The sequence below is a fragment of the Arthrobacter humicola genome (assembly GCF_022803015.1).
GTDB lineage: Bacteria > Actinomycetota > Actinomycetes > Actinomycetales > Micrococcaceae > Arthrobacter > Arthrobacter humicola_A.
In genome coordinates this window covers 129,243-146,570 of sequence record NZ_JAFKON010000003.1, presented here as the reverse complement: position 1 = coordinate 146,570, position 17,328 = coordinate 129,243, and the positions used below count along the sequence as shown (strand labels likewise).

The 17,328-nt window shown below is 63.6% G+C and carries 13 protein-coding genes; 3 read left to right on the top strand and 10 right to left on the bottom strand.

Features of this window, described 5'->3' with window-relative positions; all coding sequences use genetic code 11:
* The first annotated feature begins 808 nt into the window (after nucleotides 1-808).
* The gene (locus tag ARTB_RS08210; protein WP_243178677.1) at nucleotides 809-1,300 is read left to right on the top strand and encodes a DUF1801 domain-containing protein; all 492 of its coding nucleotides are present in this window, start codon (nucleotides 809-811) and stop codon (nucleotides 1,298-1,300) included.
* Between the two features lie 317 nt (nucleotides 1,301-1,617).
* A complete protein-coding gene (locus ARTB_RS08205; protein WP_308197233.1) occupies nucleotides 1,618-1,947 on the top strand; it encodes a PDDEXK nuclease domain-containing protein in 330 nt (109 codons plus the stop codon).
* A gap of 357 nt (nucleotides 1,948-2,304) precedes the next feature.
* Here ARTB_RS08205 and ARTB_RS08200 read toward each other — a convergent pair whose 3' ends face one another.
* The gene (locus ARTB_RS08200; RefSeq protein WP_243178673.1) at nucleotides 2,305-4,197 is read right to left on the bottom strand and encodes a transketolase; all 1,893 of its coding nucleotides are present in this window, start codon (nucleotides 4,195-4,197) and stop codon (nucleotides 2,305-2,307) included.
* A gap of 664 nt (nucleotides 4,198-4,861) precedes the next feature.
* On the opposite strand from ARTB_RS08200, the gene ARTB_RS08195 reads away from it, so the two are divergent.
* The gene (locus ARTB_RS08195) at nucleotides 4,862-5,164 is read left to right on the top strand and encodes a DUF4193 domain-containing protein (protein WP_243178671.1); all 303 of its coding nucleotides are present in this window, start codon (nucleotides 4,862-4,864) and stop codon (nucleotides 5,162-5,164) included.
* Between the two features lie 168 nt (nucleotides 5,165-5,332).
* Here ARTB_RS08195 and ARTB_RS08190 read toward each other — a convergent pair whose 3' ends face one another.
* From ARTB_RS08190 to ARTB_RS08150, 9 genes are all read right to left on the bottom strand, one after another.
* Nucleotides 5,333-5,659 carry a hypothetical protein gene (locus tag ARTB_RS08190; protein WP_243178670.1) on the bottom strand — a complete coding sequence of 109 codons (327 nt, stop codon included), beginning with the start codon at nucleotides 5,657-5,659 and terminating at the stop codon, nucleotides 5,333-5,335.
* A gap of 239 nt (nucleotides 5,660-5,898) precedes the next feature.
* Complete coding sequence (locus ARTB_RS08185) at nucleotides 5,899-8,760, bottom strand: FAD-binding and (Fe-S)-binding domain-containing protein (protein ID WP_243178669.1); 2,862 nt, start codon at nucleotides 8,758-8,760, stop codon at nucleotides 5,899-5,901.
* A 44-nt stretch (nucleotides 8,761-8,804) separates the two neighbouring features.
* Nucleotides 8,805-9,944, bottom strand: a complete 1,140-nt coding sequence (locus ARTB_RS08180) for a Glu/Leu/Phe/Val family dehydrogenase (RefSeq protein WP_243178664.1) — start codon at nucleotides 9,942-9,944, stop codon at nucleotides 8,805-8,807.
* Between the two features lie 103 nt (nucleotides 9,945-10,047).
* Entirely contained in the window at nucleotides 10,048-11,577 is a 1,530-nt protein-coding gene (gene amaB / locus ARTB_RS08175; RefSeq protein ID WP_243178663.1) for an L-piperidine-6-carboxylate dehydrogenase, read from the bottom strand.
* 36 nt (nucleotides 11,578-11,613) lie between these two features.
* Nucleotides 11,614-13,014 (bottom strand): 2-oxoadipate dioxygenase/decarboxylase, encoded by a 1,401-nt coding sequence (gene hglS, locus ARTB_RS08170; protein WP_243178656.1) that lies wholly within the window; start codon nucleotides 13,012-13,014, stop codon nucleotides 11,614-11,616.
* A 76-nt stretch (nucleotides 13,015-13,090) separates the two neighbouring features.
* A complete protein-coding gene (locus ARTB_RS08165; protein WP_243178655.1) occupies nucleotides 13,091-14,281 on the bottom strand; it encodes an NAD(P)/FAD-dependent oxidoreductase in 1,191 nt (396 codons plus the stop codon).
* Nucleotides 14,282-14,525: 244 nt separating this feature from the next.
* Complete coding sequence (locus ARTB_RS08160) at nucleotides 14,526-15,416, bottom strand: ornithine cyclodeaminase family protein (RefSeq protein ID WP_243178651.1); 891 nt, start codon at nucleotides 15,414-15,416, stop codon at nucleotides 14,526-14,528.
* Between the two features lie 129 nt (nucleotides 15,417-15,545).
* The gene (locus ARTB_RS08155; RefSeq protein WP_279294115.1) at nucleotides 15,546-16,313 is read right to left on the bottom strand and encodes an amino acid ABC transporter ATP-binding protein; all 768 of its coding nucleotides are present in this window, start codon (nucleotides 16,311-16,313) and stop codon (nucleotides 15,546-15,548) included.
* A 2-nt stretch (nucleotides 16,314-16,315) separates the two neighbouring features.
* On the bottom strand, nucleotides 16,316-17,254 hold the full coding sequence (locus ARTB_RS08150; RefSeq protein WP_243178649.1) for an amino acid ABC transporter permease: 939 nt from the start codon (nucleotides 17,252-17,254) through the stop codon (nucleotides 16,316-16,318).
* Between the last annotated feature and the right edge of the window lie 74 nt (nucleotides 17,255-17,328).

Genomic DNA, 17,328 nt, shown 5'->3' with positions numbered 1-17,328 from the left:
TGTTTGCAGGGGAGGGAATGCAGTTCGAGTCCCACCTCGGGCACGTGTTTTCCCTGTTCAGGGGCTTGTGGGCCCCTGAGTGTGTACAAATCTCCTTTTATGGGCCCCTGCGGGGGCCTATTTTTGTTGATGGCTGTTGCTTTCTGGCGGCTCCTCTCTTGGCTTGGACAGTGTTGGTGTGTACTCCTTCATGGCCGGGAGCGCGTGGAAGTGCATGACGTGCTGAGACTTGGGATCATTCGGGCCTCCTTTCTTGCTGTTTGTGTCGGGCGTGGTTGGCCCTGTACCTATTCATGCCGAGCGCTCCTGCTGACGACATGACCTGCGTGGAATTCTTTCCAGGTTCCTGGCCTCGGTTCGCTGTTTCTTGGGGACCGGGGGAGAGGCTGGTTCCCGTTTGTCCGGCCAAAGGGCGTGTGTACAGTGTCCACACGCCGTCCACGGCGGCTGTTCACGCTGCATCTCGGCTCCCTTCCTGCCGTTTCTGCCGACACCACTTCATTCAATTTTGCGTGCCAGATGACATGACTTGCCGGCAGTACTTCGAAAGTCCTGGCGCATCTTGGCGGACCCGTCGATCACCCAGCCGGAAGATCCATCGGCGTCCATACGGGGGTGTAACTCCGACAGAATCCCGGGGTGTGGAACCCGGACCGTTGTTCCGGTCCGGGTTGGGTCCTCGCGTCATACCTGTTCATCACCTTGTATCGGTTTCCGACATGACTGGACCTCGAGGTTTGTGGGTGGTCGTCTGGATCGGAGATACTCTCCAGCTCCTGCCCTCGATGCGTAAGGAATAATTCTCTCCATGACCAGCGGGGAGATCGGTAAGAGGGAAACCCAAACAGCGGCCACGCCCACAGCGGCACATGCCGACGCCATCACGCTGCCGGAAGCCATGACCGGCAGGGCAAGCCCGGCGAAAGCGGCGGTCGGCGACAAGCCGGTCTTCGCATATATCGCCAGTCTGCCACAGCCGCAGCGGGGCATCGCCGAAGCGGTCGATGCTTTGGCGGCAAAAACGCTGCCCGGCCTCCGGCGCTCCGTGAAGTGGGGCATGTCGTACTACGGCGTCGGCGACGGGTGGTGCTTCAGCTGCGGCGGCTTTGCTCGCCATGTCAAGCTCATGTTTGTGAATGGCGCGGCGCTCGAGCCTGTACCGCCGGTGACACCGGTGGGGATGGGCAGGTCGACGCGGGGTGTGGAGCTCGAATCCATGGACGACATCGACGAACGCCAAATCGCGGCGTGGATGAAACAAGTCGCGTCCGTGCCGGGTGTTGGGGGCAGCAAGCGTTGAACCCGAAGCCTGCTGCCGATGCAAACGGTCGCCGGGAAACGCATGACACGTGAGGCGATGCCAGGCACCGCCCTTTCGCGGCCACTTCCGCCCATTATCGAAGGCCGATAACCGATGCTGCGTCAATCTAGGCTGACGTAATATCCGCTATCGGCCGCAGGAACGGACTCACAGACTCCGGTAGTGACAGACCCAGGTCCCTTTGTCAGGCCGGGAGAGCAGCTAAGCAGAACGATGGTGCAGTCAGTGCCTGCACAAAATGCCCCGTTCCTAACGGGGGGAGCGGTGCCGAGCATCAACTGTGAAGTGCGTCATTGGTGCGGTTAACGGGCTATGTGGTTATCGAACTTAAAACGGGCAAGTTCCAACCGGAGTACGCCGGCAAGCTCAACTTCTACGTAGCGCTCGTCGACGACACCCTTCGGCGCGGCCACCACAACGAAACCATCGGCATCCTCATCTGCGGCACCAAGAACGACCGCAGCGTCCGGTACAGCCTGGGACGCTCCACCTCACCCATGGCCGTCGCCACCTACACCTACGACAAGCTCCCGGCTTCCGAACAGCAGGCTCTCCCCAATGAGGGGCACTTCGTAGCCGCCCTGGAATGGGCAGAAGCAGGCTCTGACACCGACGACAGCCAATAATCGCTCACATTGGGAAACTCACACCCGCCACGGCGTGCTGACTCCGCCAAAGCAACATCAGGAATTGTCCAAAGCTCTTTGGACAATTAGGCCCGCGCCTACAGTACGAGGCCTTCCCCAGCGCCAACCACGCGACCGCGGAAATGAATCCTGTGCCCGTGATTCCAGCCCCGGCCGAAGTCCAGAATCCCGGTTTGGGACCAGACAGCCAGGGCCGGTACGGCGAAGAGAGGTTGTAGCTTCCGACGGTCCAGCCCAATTGTCCAGACACTATCTGGACAATTGGGGCCGAATAGCCAGCAGTTTCCGGGGGAGAGGCCTGTCGGGGGTTTATGTTGGTCCCGGGGAGTCGCGCCATCAAGACCGGTGCGGGTTTGGCCTGATCAGGTCCCGGGCGGCCTCGGCGATATGTTCGGCGTCGATGCCTGCCCAGGCGAGGAGCTCCTGCCCGGTTCCGGATCCGGGCATGCCGTTCGCGGCCAGGTGTGTGATGGACAGGTCACTCGGCGGTGCCGTGAGCAGGGCATCCTTGACCGCTGATCCCAGGCCTCCCTCGGGGCGGTGGTCTTCGGCGATGATGACGCGGCCCTGTGTCTCGCCGGCGGCGGTGAGCAGCGTTTCTGCGTCTATGGGCTTGATGGAGTAGCAGTCGATGACGCGGGCCTGGATTCCGTCAGCGTCGAGGATGTCTGCCGCCTTGAGCGCTTCATGAAGGGTGACCCCTGCCCCGACGAGGGTGACGTCGTCGTTGCCGGAGGACCGCAGGAGCTTGGAACCGCCGACCGGGAAATGCTCTGAGGCGCCGTACAGGACGGGGTAGGCGCCGCGGGTGGTCCGGAGATAGCTGATGCCGGAAGTTTCCGCCATGCCCTGCACCAAGGCGGCTGTGCTGGTCGCGTCGGCAGGGTAGAGGACGGTCGAACCATGCACGGCCCGGAACATCGCCAGGTCTTCCAGCGCCATCTGTGAGGGGCCGTCGGCGCCGATCTCGACGCCGGCGTGCGAGCCGCACAGGCGAAGATCGGCGCCCGTGATGGACCCCATGCGGATGAAGTCGTAGGCGCGGGTGAGGAAGGCCGCGAAGGTCGAGGCGAAGGCTTTATATCCCCGGCTGCTCAGTCCCGTGGCGGCGGCGATGAGCTGCTGCTCGGCGATGTACATCTCGAAGAACCGGCCGGGGAATGCTTTCGCGAATTGGTCGGAATGGGTGGAATTGCTGACCTCGCCGTCCAGGGCAACAACGGCGGGATCGATGCCGCCGAGTGCTGCCAAAGCGTCGCCGTAGGCTTTGCGCGTGGCGACCTTTTCGCCCATTGTGTAGCTGGGGAAGGTTGCGCCGGGAGCGTCGATGCGTGCTTTTGTCCCTTCTTCGGGAAGTGGGCCGCGTAAGGTCAGTGTCCTTGGACCGCCGAGTTCTGCAATAGCCTTCTCGGCCATGTCGGGCGGTAAGGGTTTTCCGTGCCAATCGGGGCTGTCTTCGATCTGTGGGAAGCCTTTGGCTTTGATGGTCTTGGCGAGGATGACCACGGGTCTGCCTTCGGGTGCTTTCGCCGCCGTGGAAAAGGCCTCGTCGATGGCGCTGAGATCGTGGCCGTCGATGATGATGGCTTGGGCGCCGAAGGCCTGGACCCGGCGGGCGTAGGACTCCATGTCCCAGCCGAGTTCGGTCTCGCCCCGCTGTCCCAGCCGGTTTACGTCAACGACGGTGACGAGGTTGGTCAGGCCATAGTGGGAGGCCTTGTCCAGGGCTTCCCAGATGGACCCTTCGGCCATTTCGCTGTCGCCACACAGCACCCATACCCGGTAGGGGAGCCGATCCAGGTATTTCCCGGCGAGGGCAACGCCGACGCCGTCCGGAAGTCCCTGCCCCAGCGAGCCTGTCGCGAAATCTACCCATGGCAGTGCCGGCGTCGGGTGTCCCTGCAGGCGCTGGCCGATGCGGCGGTAGCCGTTCATGAGCTCATCGTCGGAGACGACGCCGACGGCCTTGAAGACCGAATACAGCAGGGGAGAGGCATGGCCTTTGGAGAAGATCAGGTGATCATTGGTGTCCAGGTCCGGGTTGTCCCAGTCGTAGCGCAGATGACGGCTGATCAGGACGGCCAGCAAGTCTGCGGCCGACATGCTCGACGTTGGGTGGCCGGATCCGGCGGACGTGCTGGACCGGATGGAGTCCACCCGGAGCTGCGCAGCGAGTTCAGCGACCTGTGAGAGGTCCTCGCCTACGTTTTCGTGGTTTGCCGCGGGCATGGCGGTGTCCTTCGTCGATGGAACTTGCCGGATCCCTGCAGGGTCTCGCCGGAGGGAGCGTAAGTCAAGACTCTCCGCCCAACACCGGCGGGCCCTGCCGGCCCGGACGCGCCGGTGCATCCACGCAGGTCGGTCCCCCTGACCCCGCGCTGCCACCCCTCCCGCCATGCGGTCATGCAGGGCCACCCGGAGGGCAGTCAGCGGGCCAATGTGCCATCAAGCCTACGACCGGCAAGTTCAACACCGGGGCACCCCGGTCGTGCGCTGCTGCCCGTAACACCGTCAAACCCAACTTCTACGCCGACCTGATCACGATGGACTCCAATGTGACCGGCGCTGCGAAGCCATCGGCATCCGCCTCCACAAGGACAGGAACGACCGCAATAACCGGTGCAGCCTGGGACGCCCCACCCCGCTCTGGCCGTCTGCCTGCGATAAACTCCCCGTCCGACCAACAAATATCCCCAGAGGCATCGTCGCGGCGCTGGAACGGGCCGAACCCGACGCGGATGCAGAGGCCCGCAACGCCTGGGGCGCCTCTCCGCTAACCGGCGCTCCTCCGGGGCCGGACCCGCCCAGCAGGTCCTCCCGGCCAAGGAATACCCGGCCGATGGTGTATGTTGCAGTTCCGTCAGAGAAGAACACCAGAAAGAGACACACCTCAGTGGCAACTGATTACGACGAAGTACGTTCCGACGTCAAGGAATCCCAGGACCGGTCCTTGGAAGCGCTGCAGTCCGCCAGCGCACCCGATGCCCGCAGCGTCGTCCGCGAACTGGACGAAGCCGACGCACTGGATGAGGCCATGACCCCCGGCGGGGAGTTCGTTGCCGAGGAACTCATCGTCCAGGTCATTCCCCAGGCCAAGGACGAGTTCACCTGCTACTCCTGCTTCCTGGTCCGGCACCGGTCCCAGCTCGCGCGCGAACGGGACGGCCATCCGTACTGCATCGAGTGCGCGGGATAAGGCATGCCGCCAGCTGCCCGGTCACGCAAGGGAGCGATGCTACAAATGAAAGTCCAGCGCGCTCTCTCGCACCGCATGCTCCGCGCCCTGCACGGACATCAGATTCAGGCACACAGGCCCAGGCTGTGAGCCACGGGCACGGCCAACCCTCGTAGCCAGTGCTGCGGGTCAGGCTGCCAGGACTGGCGACAGGGCCGCGGACACCGCGGTGTTCTTCGTCAGGAGGCTGATTTGATAGTCACGCTGGCGAGGGTCGACGTGCACCGGCGAGTGATGCGACTTGGCGAACGCACGAAGCTCTCCCATGGCGTCGGAGTCAGTCTGTGCGCGTGTCACATCGAGTTCCAGGGACAGTCCTGAGGCGAGCGAGCCGGCGCGCTGGACCACGCCGTAGAGGCCATTGAGGTTCTGAACCGTCACGTGGCCCTGGACCTTGACGTGGGCCTTGGCGCCATCGAGGTCCATACGGACCAGCACCCGCAGCTTCTCGTTCACACAGTTCTCCGCTCTAAAACGAAGCTCTCAGGACGTGCTGTCGGTATTCCAGGCCAGGTTGTGGTCGAAAAGCGGCTCGTTGACCATTGGTGATCTCCCCCGCCGAGCGGCCCGCCGACGCCATCTGCGGAGCATCCTAAAGGTCACCCTCGCTGAGGGGCACTCAGCTTCAGGATGCGATGGGCGGAAAGCGCATCACTGCCGGTCGTTGAGACAGCAGGTCCAGCGCATGGTTGCATTTAACGCTGTCCAGGGTTGTCCAGTGCATCGGCGATGATCTGGACGACGTGGCGGGAGTCTCGGCCTGCGAGATCGGCCAGCTGGGTGCGGCAGGAGAACCCGTCGGCCAGGAGCGTTCGGTCTGGGTTCGTCGCAATCTTGCCTAGAATGCCTTGTTCGGCAATGGCCACAGAGACGTCGTAGTGGCCTTTTTCCATGCCGAAGTTGCCGGCGAGGCCGCAACATCCGTTGGAGACATCCACGTCGCAGCCCATGGACGTCAGCAGCTCCAGATCCTTGCCGTACCCCATTACGGCGTTGTGATGGCAGTGGGGTTGCGCAAGAATTTGTTCGCCGCTGGAAGGTGGCTGCCAGTTGATGGATGTGAGGAATTCTGCGACGGTCCGGGTCCGTGCCGAGACCTGCCGGGCCCGTTCGTCGTCGGGCAGCAGTTCGACCAGGTCCGAGCGAAGCACTGCCGTGCAGGACGGCTCAAGTCCGATCACGGTCCGGCCGTCGGCTATATGCGGGTGCAGGACGTCCAAGGTCTTGCTGAGGGCGTCCTTGGCCGCGGTCAGCTGTCCTGTTGAGATCAGCGTCAATCCGCAGCACGCGCCGGGACCGGCAATTTCGACCTCGCATCCCGCGGCCTGCAAAACCTTGATCGCGGCAACGGTGACCTCCGGGCTCAGCGCGTCCGAGAATGAATCCACCCAGAGCAGGACCCTGTGGGGAGCGGTCGCCGTATGGCCCGCCTTGCCACCTGCCGCCGCTGGAACGCGTCCGGGGTTCAGCGCTGCGGAACGGGCCTCGACCAGGGAATGGAACGGCGTCTTGGGGAATGTCGGCAGGGACCGGCGGGGATCAGCGCCGGCAAACCGGAGCATGGTCCGGCGGAGGATCCCGATGGAGGCAACCTTGTTGACCAGGGGGCCGAGGGGTCCGATCAGTCCCAGCCAGGTGGGCAGCCGGCCGAGGGTGTAGTGGCTGAGCGGACGCAGCCTGCCTTTGTAGGTCTGGTGCAGTGCCTCCGACTTGTACATGGCCATGTCGATGCCGGTGGGGCAGTCGCTGGCGCAGGCCTTGCAGCTCAGGCAAAGATCGAGGGCCTCATGGACTTCCGGGGACTTCCAGGACATGTCCACGATGCCGCCGTTGAGCATTTCCTGCAGGACGCGCGCCCGGCCCCTGGTCGCGTCCTTTTCATCCTTGGTGGCGAGGTACGAGGGGCACATGAACCCGCCCTCCTCTCGGAGATCGGCCCGGCACTTTCCCACGCCTACGCAGCGGTGTAGCGCGTTGGTGATGTTGCCGCCGTCGTGGGCAAACGCGAAACCATCTGAAGCCAGCAGGTTGCCGGCTTGCGGGCGGCGCAGGTGCGCGTCGAAGGAATCAGGCTTGATGATGACGCCCGGATTGAAGATGTCCTGGAGGTCGAAAAGTGCCTTGAACCCGGCCATCGCCGCCAGGGCCCGGGACGAATACATTGTTTTCAGCAGCTCGCCGCGCGCCCGGCCATCGCCGTGTTCCCCCGAGAGCGAGCCGCCGTACTTGGCGACTAGGTCCGCCGCGGCCGTCAGGAAGCGGCGCATCACGGCGGCATCATGATCCAGCGGAAAGTCGATCCTGACGTGGACGCAGCCGTCACCAAAGTGGCCATATGCCAACCCCGAAACGTTCTCGCGGGCCATGAGCAGTTCAAGATCACGAAGGTAGTCGCCCAGATGTTCGGGCGGGACGGCCGAATCCTCCCAGCCCGGCCATGCCTGGTTCCCGGCTGCGGTTCTCCCGGCCAGACCCGCGCCGTCGGACCGAATCTGCCACAGCCGTTTGGCCTCCGGTCCGGCCGGAAGGATCATTGAGTCGATCGCGCCCGCGTCCAGGACCATCCGCTCTGCGGCAGCTACCGAATCATCCGACGTCGCTCCGCCCACTTCCACCATGAGCCAGCCGTTCCCCGCCGGCATGCTGGGGACGGCGTGCTCGCCTTTGGCGTTGCGGATCACGTTGACCAGCTGCGCGTCCAGTCCCTCCAAGGCCAGCGGATGGTGCGGAAGCAAGCCGGGAACCGCGTCGGCCGCGGCCGGCATATCCGGATATCCCAACACGGCCAACGCCGGGGCGGCCGCCTGCGGAACCAGCCGGACCTCGGCCTCCAGGATGATGCCGCAGGTTCCTTCCGTCCCAGTCAGGGCAGCGGCCAGGTTTCCGCCGTTCTCGGGCAGGAGATGCTCAAGGCTATAGCCCGAGATTTGGCGGCCGAACCGGCCGAACTCCAGCCGAAGGACGTCCAGATTGGCGGTGATGAACTCATCGAGTCCGGGGATTTGGGCCGTGGCTTCCTTGCCCGAGCCCAGCTCCACAACTTGTCCCGAGCCGGTCAGCCAGCGAAGGCGGCGCACGTTATCCGCCGTCCGCCCAAAAGAGAGCCCATGGGGGCCGCACGCGTTGTTGCCGATCATGCCTCCGATGGTGCACCGAGTGGACGTGGACGGATCAGGCCCGAACCGAAGCCCGTGGACGCCGGCAGCCCGCTGCAGGTCACTGAGGACGACGCCGGGCTGGACCACCGCCGTCCGGTTCTCCGCATCGATGCTGATGATCTGGTTCATGAACCTGCTGAAGTCCAGCACCAATCCGGGTCCCACGGCGTTGCCGGCGCACGACGTGCCGGCACCGCGGCCTGTGACAGCCAGTCCGTGCCGGCGGGCAATCCTGACCGCCTCGACCACGTCGTCCGCGTTCTTGGGCATGACTACCACCTGGGGCACTACCCGGTAGTTCGAGGCGTCCGTGGAATATTCCGCGCGTCGACGGGTGCTGCTGTCAACGATGCCCGCAACGGCTGCGGTGAGTTCTTCGACAATCTGGTCAATGTTCATGCGTGGTGCTCGTCCTTGTCCCTGCGGCGGTGCGTGGTGGGAGGCTAGTACTGCAGGGGCTTGCCGCGCAGCTCCATGGCCCGGCGCACGCGGCTTTGTGCCAGCGAACGGGCGGCATGGTGGGTGGTGGAATCCAGCTTTTCCGCCTCCGCCAGCACGATGGCCGTGTTCGCGCGGAGCTTGTGGGAGACCGTCGTGAAGATCTGCTCGGTCTCGGGACGGAACGGCGAATACCGGGACTCCATGGCAAAGGCCGCACTGACGACGCCGCCGGCGTTGGCGACGAAGTCGGGCACTACCGTCACGGACGCTGCGCGCAACGCCTGCTGTGCCGCGGCGTTGGTGGGAAGGTTGGCGCCCTCCACCACGAGCTTGGCCGAGATGCCGCCCACGTTTCCCTCATGGATGACATCCTGCAGGGCGGCAGGGATCGCGATTTCGGCGTCGACGAACAACTCGGTGCCAGCCGGAATGGCCAGTTCCGGAAACTCTTTGACTAACCCGTCGCCGAGCCGCGACCGCATGGCCAGCAACCTGGGGATGTCCAGCCCTGCGGGATTGTGAAGCGCGCCCTCAGCAGTGGAAATCGACACGACGCTATAGCCGAGCTCATGAAGCCGGGCAGCCGTGGCATGCCCGACAGCGCCGAAACCCTGGATGGCCACGCGCTGGCCCTGGAGGCCGATGGTTGCTGCGGCCTCATCCGTGACTTCAGCCACGCCGTAGCCGGTGATGCCCAGCTGGTCGTAGGGTACGCCGCCGAGATCGTAGGGAGTTCCCACCGCTGCGCCCCGGTCGCCCAACTCATCGATGATGATGGCCGCATCGTTTTCCGTCAGCCCCATGTCCAGGCCAAAGACATACTCGGACGGGACTTCATTGCTCAGGGCCCGGACAAAGGAGCGGAGGATTGCTTCCTTGTGGGGTGAGTTGGGGTCGGCGCGGATGCCGGCTTTGGCGCCGCCGAAGAAGAGGTCGACGCCGGCCCACTTCCAGGTCATGACCCGGGCCAGGCGGCCAATCTCATCGACTGTCACGCCGGGCTGCATCCGGGTCCCGCCCTTGCCCATGCCGCGGGAGGTGTTGTCGATGACCAGAACGCCCTTCATTCCCGTTTTGGCGTCGCTGACCGTGACGATCTTTTCCGGGCCCCATTCATCCATCATGTCGAACAGACTGGTCATCGCTGGATACTCCTTATGTGCTGGCGGCTAAGTGATCTGACGGGGGACTGACGGCGGAGACGGTGCCGGCCGGACCGGGCCGGCACCGTCTCCGCCGGGGTGCCTAGAGGAACTTCACGCCCTGGGCGAGCGGCAGCTGTCCCGAGTAGTTGACGGTGTTGGTGGCCTGGCGCATGTAGACCTTCCACGAGTCGGAACCGGACTCGCGGCCGCCGCCGGTTTCCTTCTCGCCGCCGAATGCGCCGCCGATTTCGGCTCCTGAGGTGCCGATGTTGACGTTGGCGATGCCGCAGTCCGATCCGCTGGCCGACATGAAGCGTTCGGCCTCGGCCTGGTCGTTGGTGAACACGGCCGAGGACAGACCCTGGGGAACGTCGTTTTGGATGGCGATGGCGTCGTCGAAGTCCGTGTATGTCATGACGTAAAGCAGGGGTGCAAAGGTCTCGTCCTTGACGACGGCGGTCTGGGCCGGCATTCGGACGATCGCAGGTTCCACGTAGTAGGCGCCGGGCTCGTCGTCGGCGTTCACGCGGCCACCGCCGCAGCGGACTGTGCCGCCCTGTTCCTGTGCCGCCTTAATGGCGTCCTGCATGCCATCGAAGCTGGACTTGTTGATCAGCGGCCCGATCAGGTTCTCCTCATCCAAGGGGGTCCCGATGCGCAGCGTGGCGTAGGCATTGACGAGCTTGTCGGTCAGTTCGTCGACGATCGATTCGTGCACGATCAGGCGGCGCATGGACGTGCAGCGCTGGCCGGCGGTTCCGACGGCGGCGAAGACGATGCCGCGCAGGGCCAGATCGAGATCGGCCGACGGCGCGACGATTGCTGCGTTGTTTCCGCCGAGTTCGAGCAGGGCGCGGCCGAAACGGCGAGCCACGCGGGGGGCGATTTCCTGGCCCATCCGGACCGAGCCGGTGGCGGAGAGCAGGGCCACGCGCGGATCATCGACGATCACCTGGCCGCCGGAACGATCGGCCAGGACCAGCTTGTGCAGGTCTGTCGGAGCGCCAACGTCCGCGACGGCGCGGCCCAGCAGGGCATCGGCGGCCAGTGCACTGAGCATGGTCATCCCCGAGGGTTTCCACACGATGGTGTCGCCGCACACAAGAGCCAGCGCCGTATTCCAGGAGTAGACCGCAACGGGGAAGTTGAAGGCAGAGATGACCCCGACAACGCCAAGGGGGTGCCAGGTTTCCATGAGGCGGTGTCCGGGCCGCTCCGAGGGCATGGTCTTGCCATAGAGCTGGCGGGACAGGCCGACCGCAAAGTCGCAGATATCGATCATTTCCTGGACTTCACCGAGAGCTTCGGACTGGATCTTGCCGGCCTCGGCCGTCACGATCCGCGCCAGGTCCTCCTTGTGTTCGGTCAGCAGCTCGCCCCAGCGCTTGACCAGGTTGCCGCGGAGCGGCGCGGGCACATCACGCCACGTTTTGAAGGCCTCGTGGGCCTGGCCGATCATCGTGTCGATGTCCGCCGGCGTGTTGACCGGCAGGGTCATCAAGACTTCGCCGGTCAGCGGCGAGGGCGCCTCGTGCGGGCCTCCGAGGGCGTCAACATTGACGCCGCAGGCCTCCAGTGCGTCGCGGACGATCGCTGCAAGTTCGGACGTTTGGGTCAGAGTTTCGGTCATCGTGATCTCCTGAGGTTGTTTGGTCTGGCGGGCTGATTAGTGGCTGAGTGTGATGTTGAGGCGGTGGGCCAGGGCCGCGATCGATGCGTCCTGCTGCCGCTGGTAGAGATCGTTCGGGTCATGGACCTCGAAGCCGACAATCTCGGACATCCGGTGGATGTCGTAGCTGGTTCCGACCTGGGCTTCGTCCTTGGAACCTTCCTCTGTCAGGTTTGATTGGAAGATCCCGGCGGCCGAGCGGGGGAGGAAGTCCTCATACACAATGGGCTCCGGGACGGCGATTCCCGCTTCGACAAGATCCGACAGGGAAGCCGTGCCGGCCAAGGATGCACCGGCCAGGGCGGCGTCGTCGAGGCGGTAGGTGAAAAAGGCCAGTCCCTGCAGGGCCAGCTCCTTCTCGGTGCGGGGCAGGTTCTCCGCCCAGACCCCGGCGGCTACCTCGACGCGAGTCGTTCCCGCCGGGGCCACGGCCAACCGGGCATCGGACTCGGCGACCATCCGGTCGTAGAGATCGCGGCCCGCCACCGTCAAGGCCATTCCGCGGGCCTCGACCTCGCCGAAGCGCACCCGCAGTTCACCTTCGCTGGTGGACCCGTCCGCGTACCGGAACACCCGGTTTTCGCCGAGCGCCCGGAAGGACGTCTGGCGCAGGAGCAGGTCCGGCCCGTCCCAGCGCGGCGGCCCCTGGATCTCATCGATCATGCTGATGCCGCGCGCCTCCATGCGCTTGTACAGTTCATCGATGTCCAGCACCCGGGGTGTGAGGTGGTTGATGTGCGTGGTGGAAACGCCCCCGATGTCGGAGGCGACGGCGGAGACCGCCTCCAGCTTCTTGTACCACTCATAGTCGACGGGGTCGCCGGAGAGTTCAAACGCCGCGGTGGCCAGCTCCAGCAGCCGGGCGGCGTCGTCCGCGGCGAGTCCGCCACCCGCGGCTACCTTGTCCGCCAGGGTGAGCAGTTCCTCACCGAACAACTGCCGGGCACCGATGAATGCGTCCAGCTCGGCGCGCAGCTCTTGGTCAAAGAAGCGCGGATCCGCGGCCGCCAGCATGGAGGTGAAGACACGGAACGGATTCTTTGCCAGTTCGGCGCCGTCGATCGGGCGGAAGGCCGTCGAGACCACGGGAACGGAACTGGAGGACGCATCGCGAAGGTCATAGAGACCGACCGGGTACATCCCGAAGGCCGCAAAAATGCGGGCAACCTGGGCCATTTCCTTCGGCGAGCCGACGCGGATGGCGCCGTGGCGCTCCGCTGTCACCCGTGCAATGCTGCCCAGCCGCTCGGCGTCGGCGCCGTGCTTGGCGGCATACGCTTCGTTCACCTCGGTGGAAACCTCCACAAGCGTGTTGTAGGCGGGGACTTCCCGCCCGTACATCGCGGAGAGCCGCCGCGCGAACTCGGCTCGAAGTTCCCAGGTTTCAAGGGCGGTCATGGCGTGGTTCCTTTCACGATCATTGCTGATGGAGCGGGCATGCGGCTTGAGCGCCAAATCGGCGGGGCGTTCCGCGCTAGATGATGTGCACTTCCTGAATGAGCTGGTCGGCCGTGCGGAAACGATCGGCGGAAAACGAGGCGTGGTCCATGAAGGATTCCCGGTCCAGGTAGAGGTCCCTGACGAGTTCGCCGACGGCAGGGCCCTGCAGGAAACCGTGTCCGGAAAATCCCGTGGCGTAGTAGAAGCCGCCAACTGAGCTGGACGCTCCGATAAGTGCATTGTGATCGGGGGTGTTCTCATACAGACCGGCCCAGCCGCACTCCAGCTCCGGAGCCTCCAGCGCGGGGGCGCACACACGGGCCGCTGCATTGAACTCCGGCAGCCATTCATGGGTGAAGTCACGGGCGAAGCCGGGCTCCTGGTTGGAGTTGGAAATCCCCAGGAGCATGCCCTTGCGGTAGTTGTGGAAGTACATCGTGGTCGACAGGTCCAGCGTGAACGGCACGGTGGGCATGGGCGAGCTCATCTGGCGGGTCATGCCGATCTGCCGCCGCACCGGGACAACAGGCAGGTTGACGTTGACCATGACGCCCACACGTTGGGACCACGCTCCGGCGCAGCAGATGACGGCATCGGTGGTGATGGTTCCGCGGTTGGTGGTCACCGAACTGATGCTTCCGCCTGAGGCGGCCACATCCATGACTTCCGTTTGCTCAAGGATGCACACGCCCAGCGCGGCGGCAGCGTCGGCATAGGCCCGGACCACTTTCCCCGGTTCCGCGAATCCGTCCTCCGGTGAGAACGATGCGCCGATGAGGGCTTCCTGGCGGAGGAAAGGGTTGATTTCGACTGCCTCGGCGGGGGAAATCATTTGGCTGGTGCTGCCGAGACCGTTTTGGATGACGGTGCTTCGCTCGCAGTCCAGGATTTCGGATTCGCTGCGGCACAGGAACAGGTAACCTACCTTGCGCAATCCGATGTCTGTGGAAAAGCGCTGCCCGAATTCCTCAAACGCGCGCAGACTGCGCCGGCCCAGGACAATGTTTGCCGGGTCTGAGAACGTCGCCCGCACGCCGCCAAGGGGTTTGGACGAGGATCCTGCGCCCAGATCGGACCGATCAACGAGAACTATGTTGCGCACACCGGCTTCGGCCAGATGGAACGCGATGCTGGTTCCCATGATGCCGCCACCGATGATGACGACGGCTGCATGCGAAGGCTGCCGGATTCCGGCGGGAAGCTGGAGCGAGACCACGTTTGACATTGATCGTCCTGTCTTAATTGAAGGGAACATACCCACCCCTCCTTGGGTATCAACCATCGGTAATGGGTTACGTGCGTTGTTTCAAACCATGAGATAAGGCCTAGGGCTTGCGGGGACCGGAAGGGAGATCCCCTTTGGCCCCTGATCTGGAGCTTGAATCCCACCTAATGCGCGGCCTTCATTCGGGACTGCACGCTAGTCGGGAAGCGCTAGTTTGTTCCGTCTGAATGCTCGTCATGGTCCCTTAGAACGGCACGTCTGTGCCGAAGTTGTTGGCCATGGCGCCCCGATAGGCAGTCCATGCCGCCGCGGCGTCCTGCACTCCAAATCCAAGGCTGTGAAAGATGATTGTCTGCCCCGGACTGGTTCGGCCGGGGTGGATTCCGGTCAAGATGTCACCCACGGGCACTAGCTGAGCAGGTTCTAAAACTCCTGCCCCAAAGGCTTCCAGAACACACCCGGCCTGGGCCGTAGCTTTGGCAACCTGGTCCACTACCACCAAGTCGGCCCGCGCAGTTGCCTCTAAGTCGAGTTCGCGCCTGTCTGAGGAGTAGGAACCCAAAGTGAGAACCGTTGCGCCTTGGGCCAGCCACGCGCCCTCGACAACAGGGGTCTGGCTCAGCGTTGCCGTGACGATGATGTCAGCTCCTTCCACGGCGGCACGAGCCGTATCCACGACGCGAACAGTGGAACCGCCCGCTTGGCGCAACTCACGGCCTAGCCGTTCCCGGTTCTCGAGTGTTGGACTCCAGAGTGCTGTTTCGGACAGCTGCCTGATCTGCGGCATACACAGGGCAAGTTCACGGGCCTGAGCTCCGGAACCAATAATCGCCACCTTCTTTGCATCCCTGCGCGCCAGAAGCTCCGCGGCTGCAACCACTCCGTGCGCCGTCCGGATGGTTGTGATTGCCGCACCATCAAGGCAGGCAAGGGGCACGCCGGTGTCAGGGTCAAGAAGGGTGACCAGACCCTGGACGGTCGGAAGCCCCAGCCGGGCGTTTCCGGGGATCTGCACGCCGAACTTGCAAGCGATTCCCGTGTCCCCGGGGATCAAACCGGTATGAACGAAGACCAAGGAGTTGCCGCCTTGGCCGGGGTGCGACAGGTGGCCGCCGACGTCTTTGTTGGCAGACAAAGACTCGAAAGCCTCTCGCTGCGCAGCCAGTGAATCGGGGAGCGATAAAGACCTATATACATCCGTCGCGCTGAGGATCCGTAATCCCATGAGGGCCCTAGTCTGTAGTTCTTCAGGTCTGTTTTCTGTTCAGGAAACTCGCGACAGGAAGGTCTTGGTCCGGGCGTGCTGCGGGTTGCCCAGGACGTCGGCCGGCGCACCTTCTTCGACTATGTAGCCAGCGTCCATGAAGACGACGTGGTTAGCGACCTCCCTTGCGAAATCCATCTCGTGGGTGACAACGGCCATGGTCATGCCGTCTTGGGCCAGGGATTTCATGACCCACAACACCTCTCCCACGAGCTCGGGGTCAAGCGCTGAAGTCGGCTCGTCGAACAGCATCACCTTCGGTCTCATCGCCAACGACCGGGCTATGGCGATACGTTGCTGTTGGCCGCCCGAAAGTTGATGGGGATAAAACTGCGCTTTCTCCACCAAGCCGACGCGGTCAAGGAGCTCAAGCGCGTAACCCCGCGCATCTTCGGTTTTTTCCTTCTTGACCGTGCGTGGCGCCTGCATGATGTTTTCCAGAGCCGTGAGGTGCGGAAACAAGTGGAACCCTTGGAAGACCATGCCCATGGCCCGCCGTTGTCCAGCCAGTTCCTTGGGGCTCATCTCGTAGAGCCGGTCCTTGCTCCATTTCATTCCGACTGGCGCTCCCTCCAGGTAGACGGTCCCGGCGTCAGGAGTTTCCAGCCTGTTGAGACATCGAAGGAGGGTGCTCTTGCCTGACCCGGAGGCGCCGATGATGCACGTGACGTCGCCTCCCGCTATGGTCAGGCTGATGTCCTTGAGCACTTGATTGGATCCGAAGCTCTTGCTTAGGCGGTCAACGATCAGCAGTGGCTGCGTCTGCATGTTCAAAGGGATGCTTCCTTTCTTGCAGTGATTCTGAAGGCATCTCGCCACCCGCGGCCGGCACCATTTACAACGGAAGTGCTTTTCCCGGCCAGTCGTTTTTCCACACGGGAAAGCGCAAATGTCAGGACCGTTGCTAGCAGGAGATACCACAGTGTGGCGACCAAGAGCAGGGGGATTGTCTGGTATGTGCGTGCATAGATCATCTGTGCTGAGTAGAGCAGATCCGGCAGGGCGAGGACACTCACTAGCGACGTGAACTTCAACATGGAAATGGTGTCATTGCCGATCGGCGGTATGACGATCCGGATTGCTTGCGGCAGGACGATTTTCCGCAGCGTCTGTCCCCGGCTCATGCCAAGGGAGGCTGCCGCTTCGGTCTGGCCGCCGCTGACTGCCTGGATCCCGGCGCGGATCATTTCCGCCGCGTAGGCGCTCTCGGTCAGGGACAGTCCCAGAATCGCGGCGCTGAACGGGGTGATGACTGCATTAGTATCCAAAGACATCAGGGAAGGACCGAAGGGGATCCCAAACGTGAGCTCCGGGAAGATAAGCGCCAAGTTATACCAGAGGACGAGCTGAACCAGCGGCGGTACTCCTCGGAAAAACCAAATCCAGCTAATGCTTACCCACTGAAAGACAGGGTTCTGTGACAAGCGCATGACCGCGATAATCACGCCGATGGCCAAGCCAATGATCATAGCCAACAGGGTCAGGAGCATGGTTCGGCCAAGGCCGGCGAGGATTTCTGGTGCGAAGAGGTATTCGGCGACAACGGGCCACTGCAGGTTGGCGTTGGTCACCAGGACTTGGAGGAAAGCGAGCACGAGCAGCGCAATCGCTGCACCTCCCAGCCACCAGGACGGGTGACGACGTTTGATGGGCTTTTGATTTACCTCCACTTTAAGACCGGTACTGACGGTTCGCGCATCGACAGTCATAACCTGCTCCTTGGGGCTAAGCGGTTGCGAGCGCCGGCACCGCAGGGATCCCCTGCGGCGCCGGCAGTCTTTGA

Excerpts from the sequence above, each read along its gene's own strand:
- ARTB_RS08185 (WP_243178669.1), bottom strand. The coding sequence starts at position 8,760 with ATGAACATTGACCAGATTGTCGAAGAACTCACCGCAGCCGTTGCGGGC.
- ARTB_RS08210 (WP_243178677.1), top strand. The coding sequence starts at position 809 with ATGACCAGCGGGGAGATCGGTAAGAGGGAAACCCAAACAGCGGCCACG.
- amaB (WP_243178663.1), bottom strand. The coding sequence starts at position 11,577 with ATGACCGAAACTCTGACCCAAACGTCCGAACTTGCAGCGATCGTCCGC.
- ARTB_RS08200 (WP_243178673.1), bottom strand. The coding sequence starts at position 4,197 with ATGCCCGCGGCAAACCACGAAAACGTAGGCGAGGACCTCTCACAGGTC.
- ARTB_RS08155 (WP_279294115.1), bottom strand. The coding sequence starts at position 16,313 with ATGCAGACGCAGCCACTGCTGATCGTTGACCGCCTAAGCAAGAGCTTC.
- ARTB_RS08165 (WP_243178655.1), bottom strand. The coding sequence starts at position 14,281 with ATGTCAAACGTGGTCTCGCTCCAGCTTCCCGCCGGAATCCGGCAGCCT.
- hglS (WP_243178656.1), bottom strand. The coding sequence starts at position 13,014 with ATGACCGCCCTTGAAACCTGGGAACTTCGAGCCGAGTTCGCGCGGCGG.
- ARTB_RS08180 (WP_243178664.1), bottom strand. The coding sequence starts at position 9,944 with ATGACCAGTCTGTTCGACATGATGGATGAATGGGGCCCGGAAAAGATC.
- ARTB_RS08150 (WP_243178649.1), bottom strand. The coding sequence starts at position 17,254 with ATGACTGTCGATGCGCGAACCGTCAGTACCGGTCTTAAAGTGGAGGTA.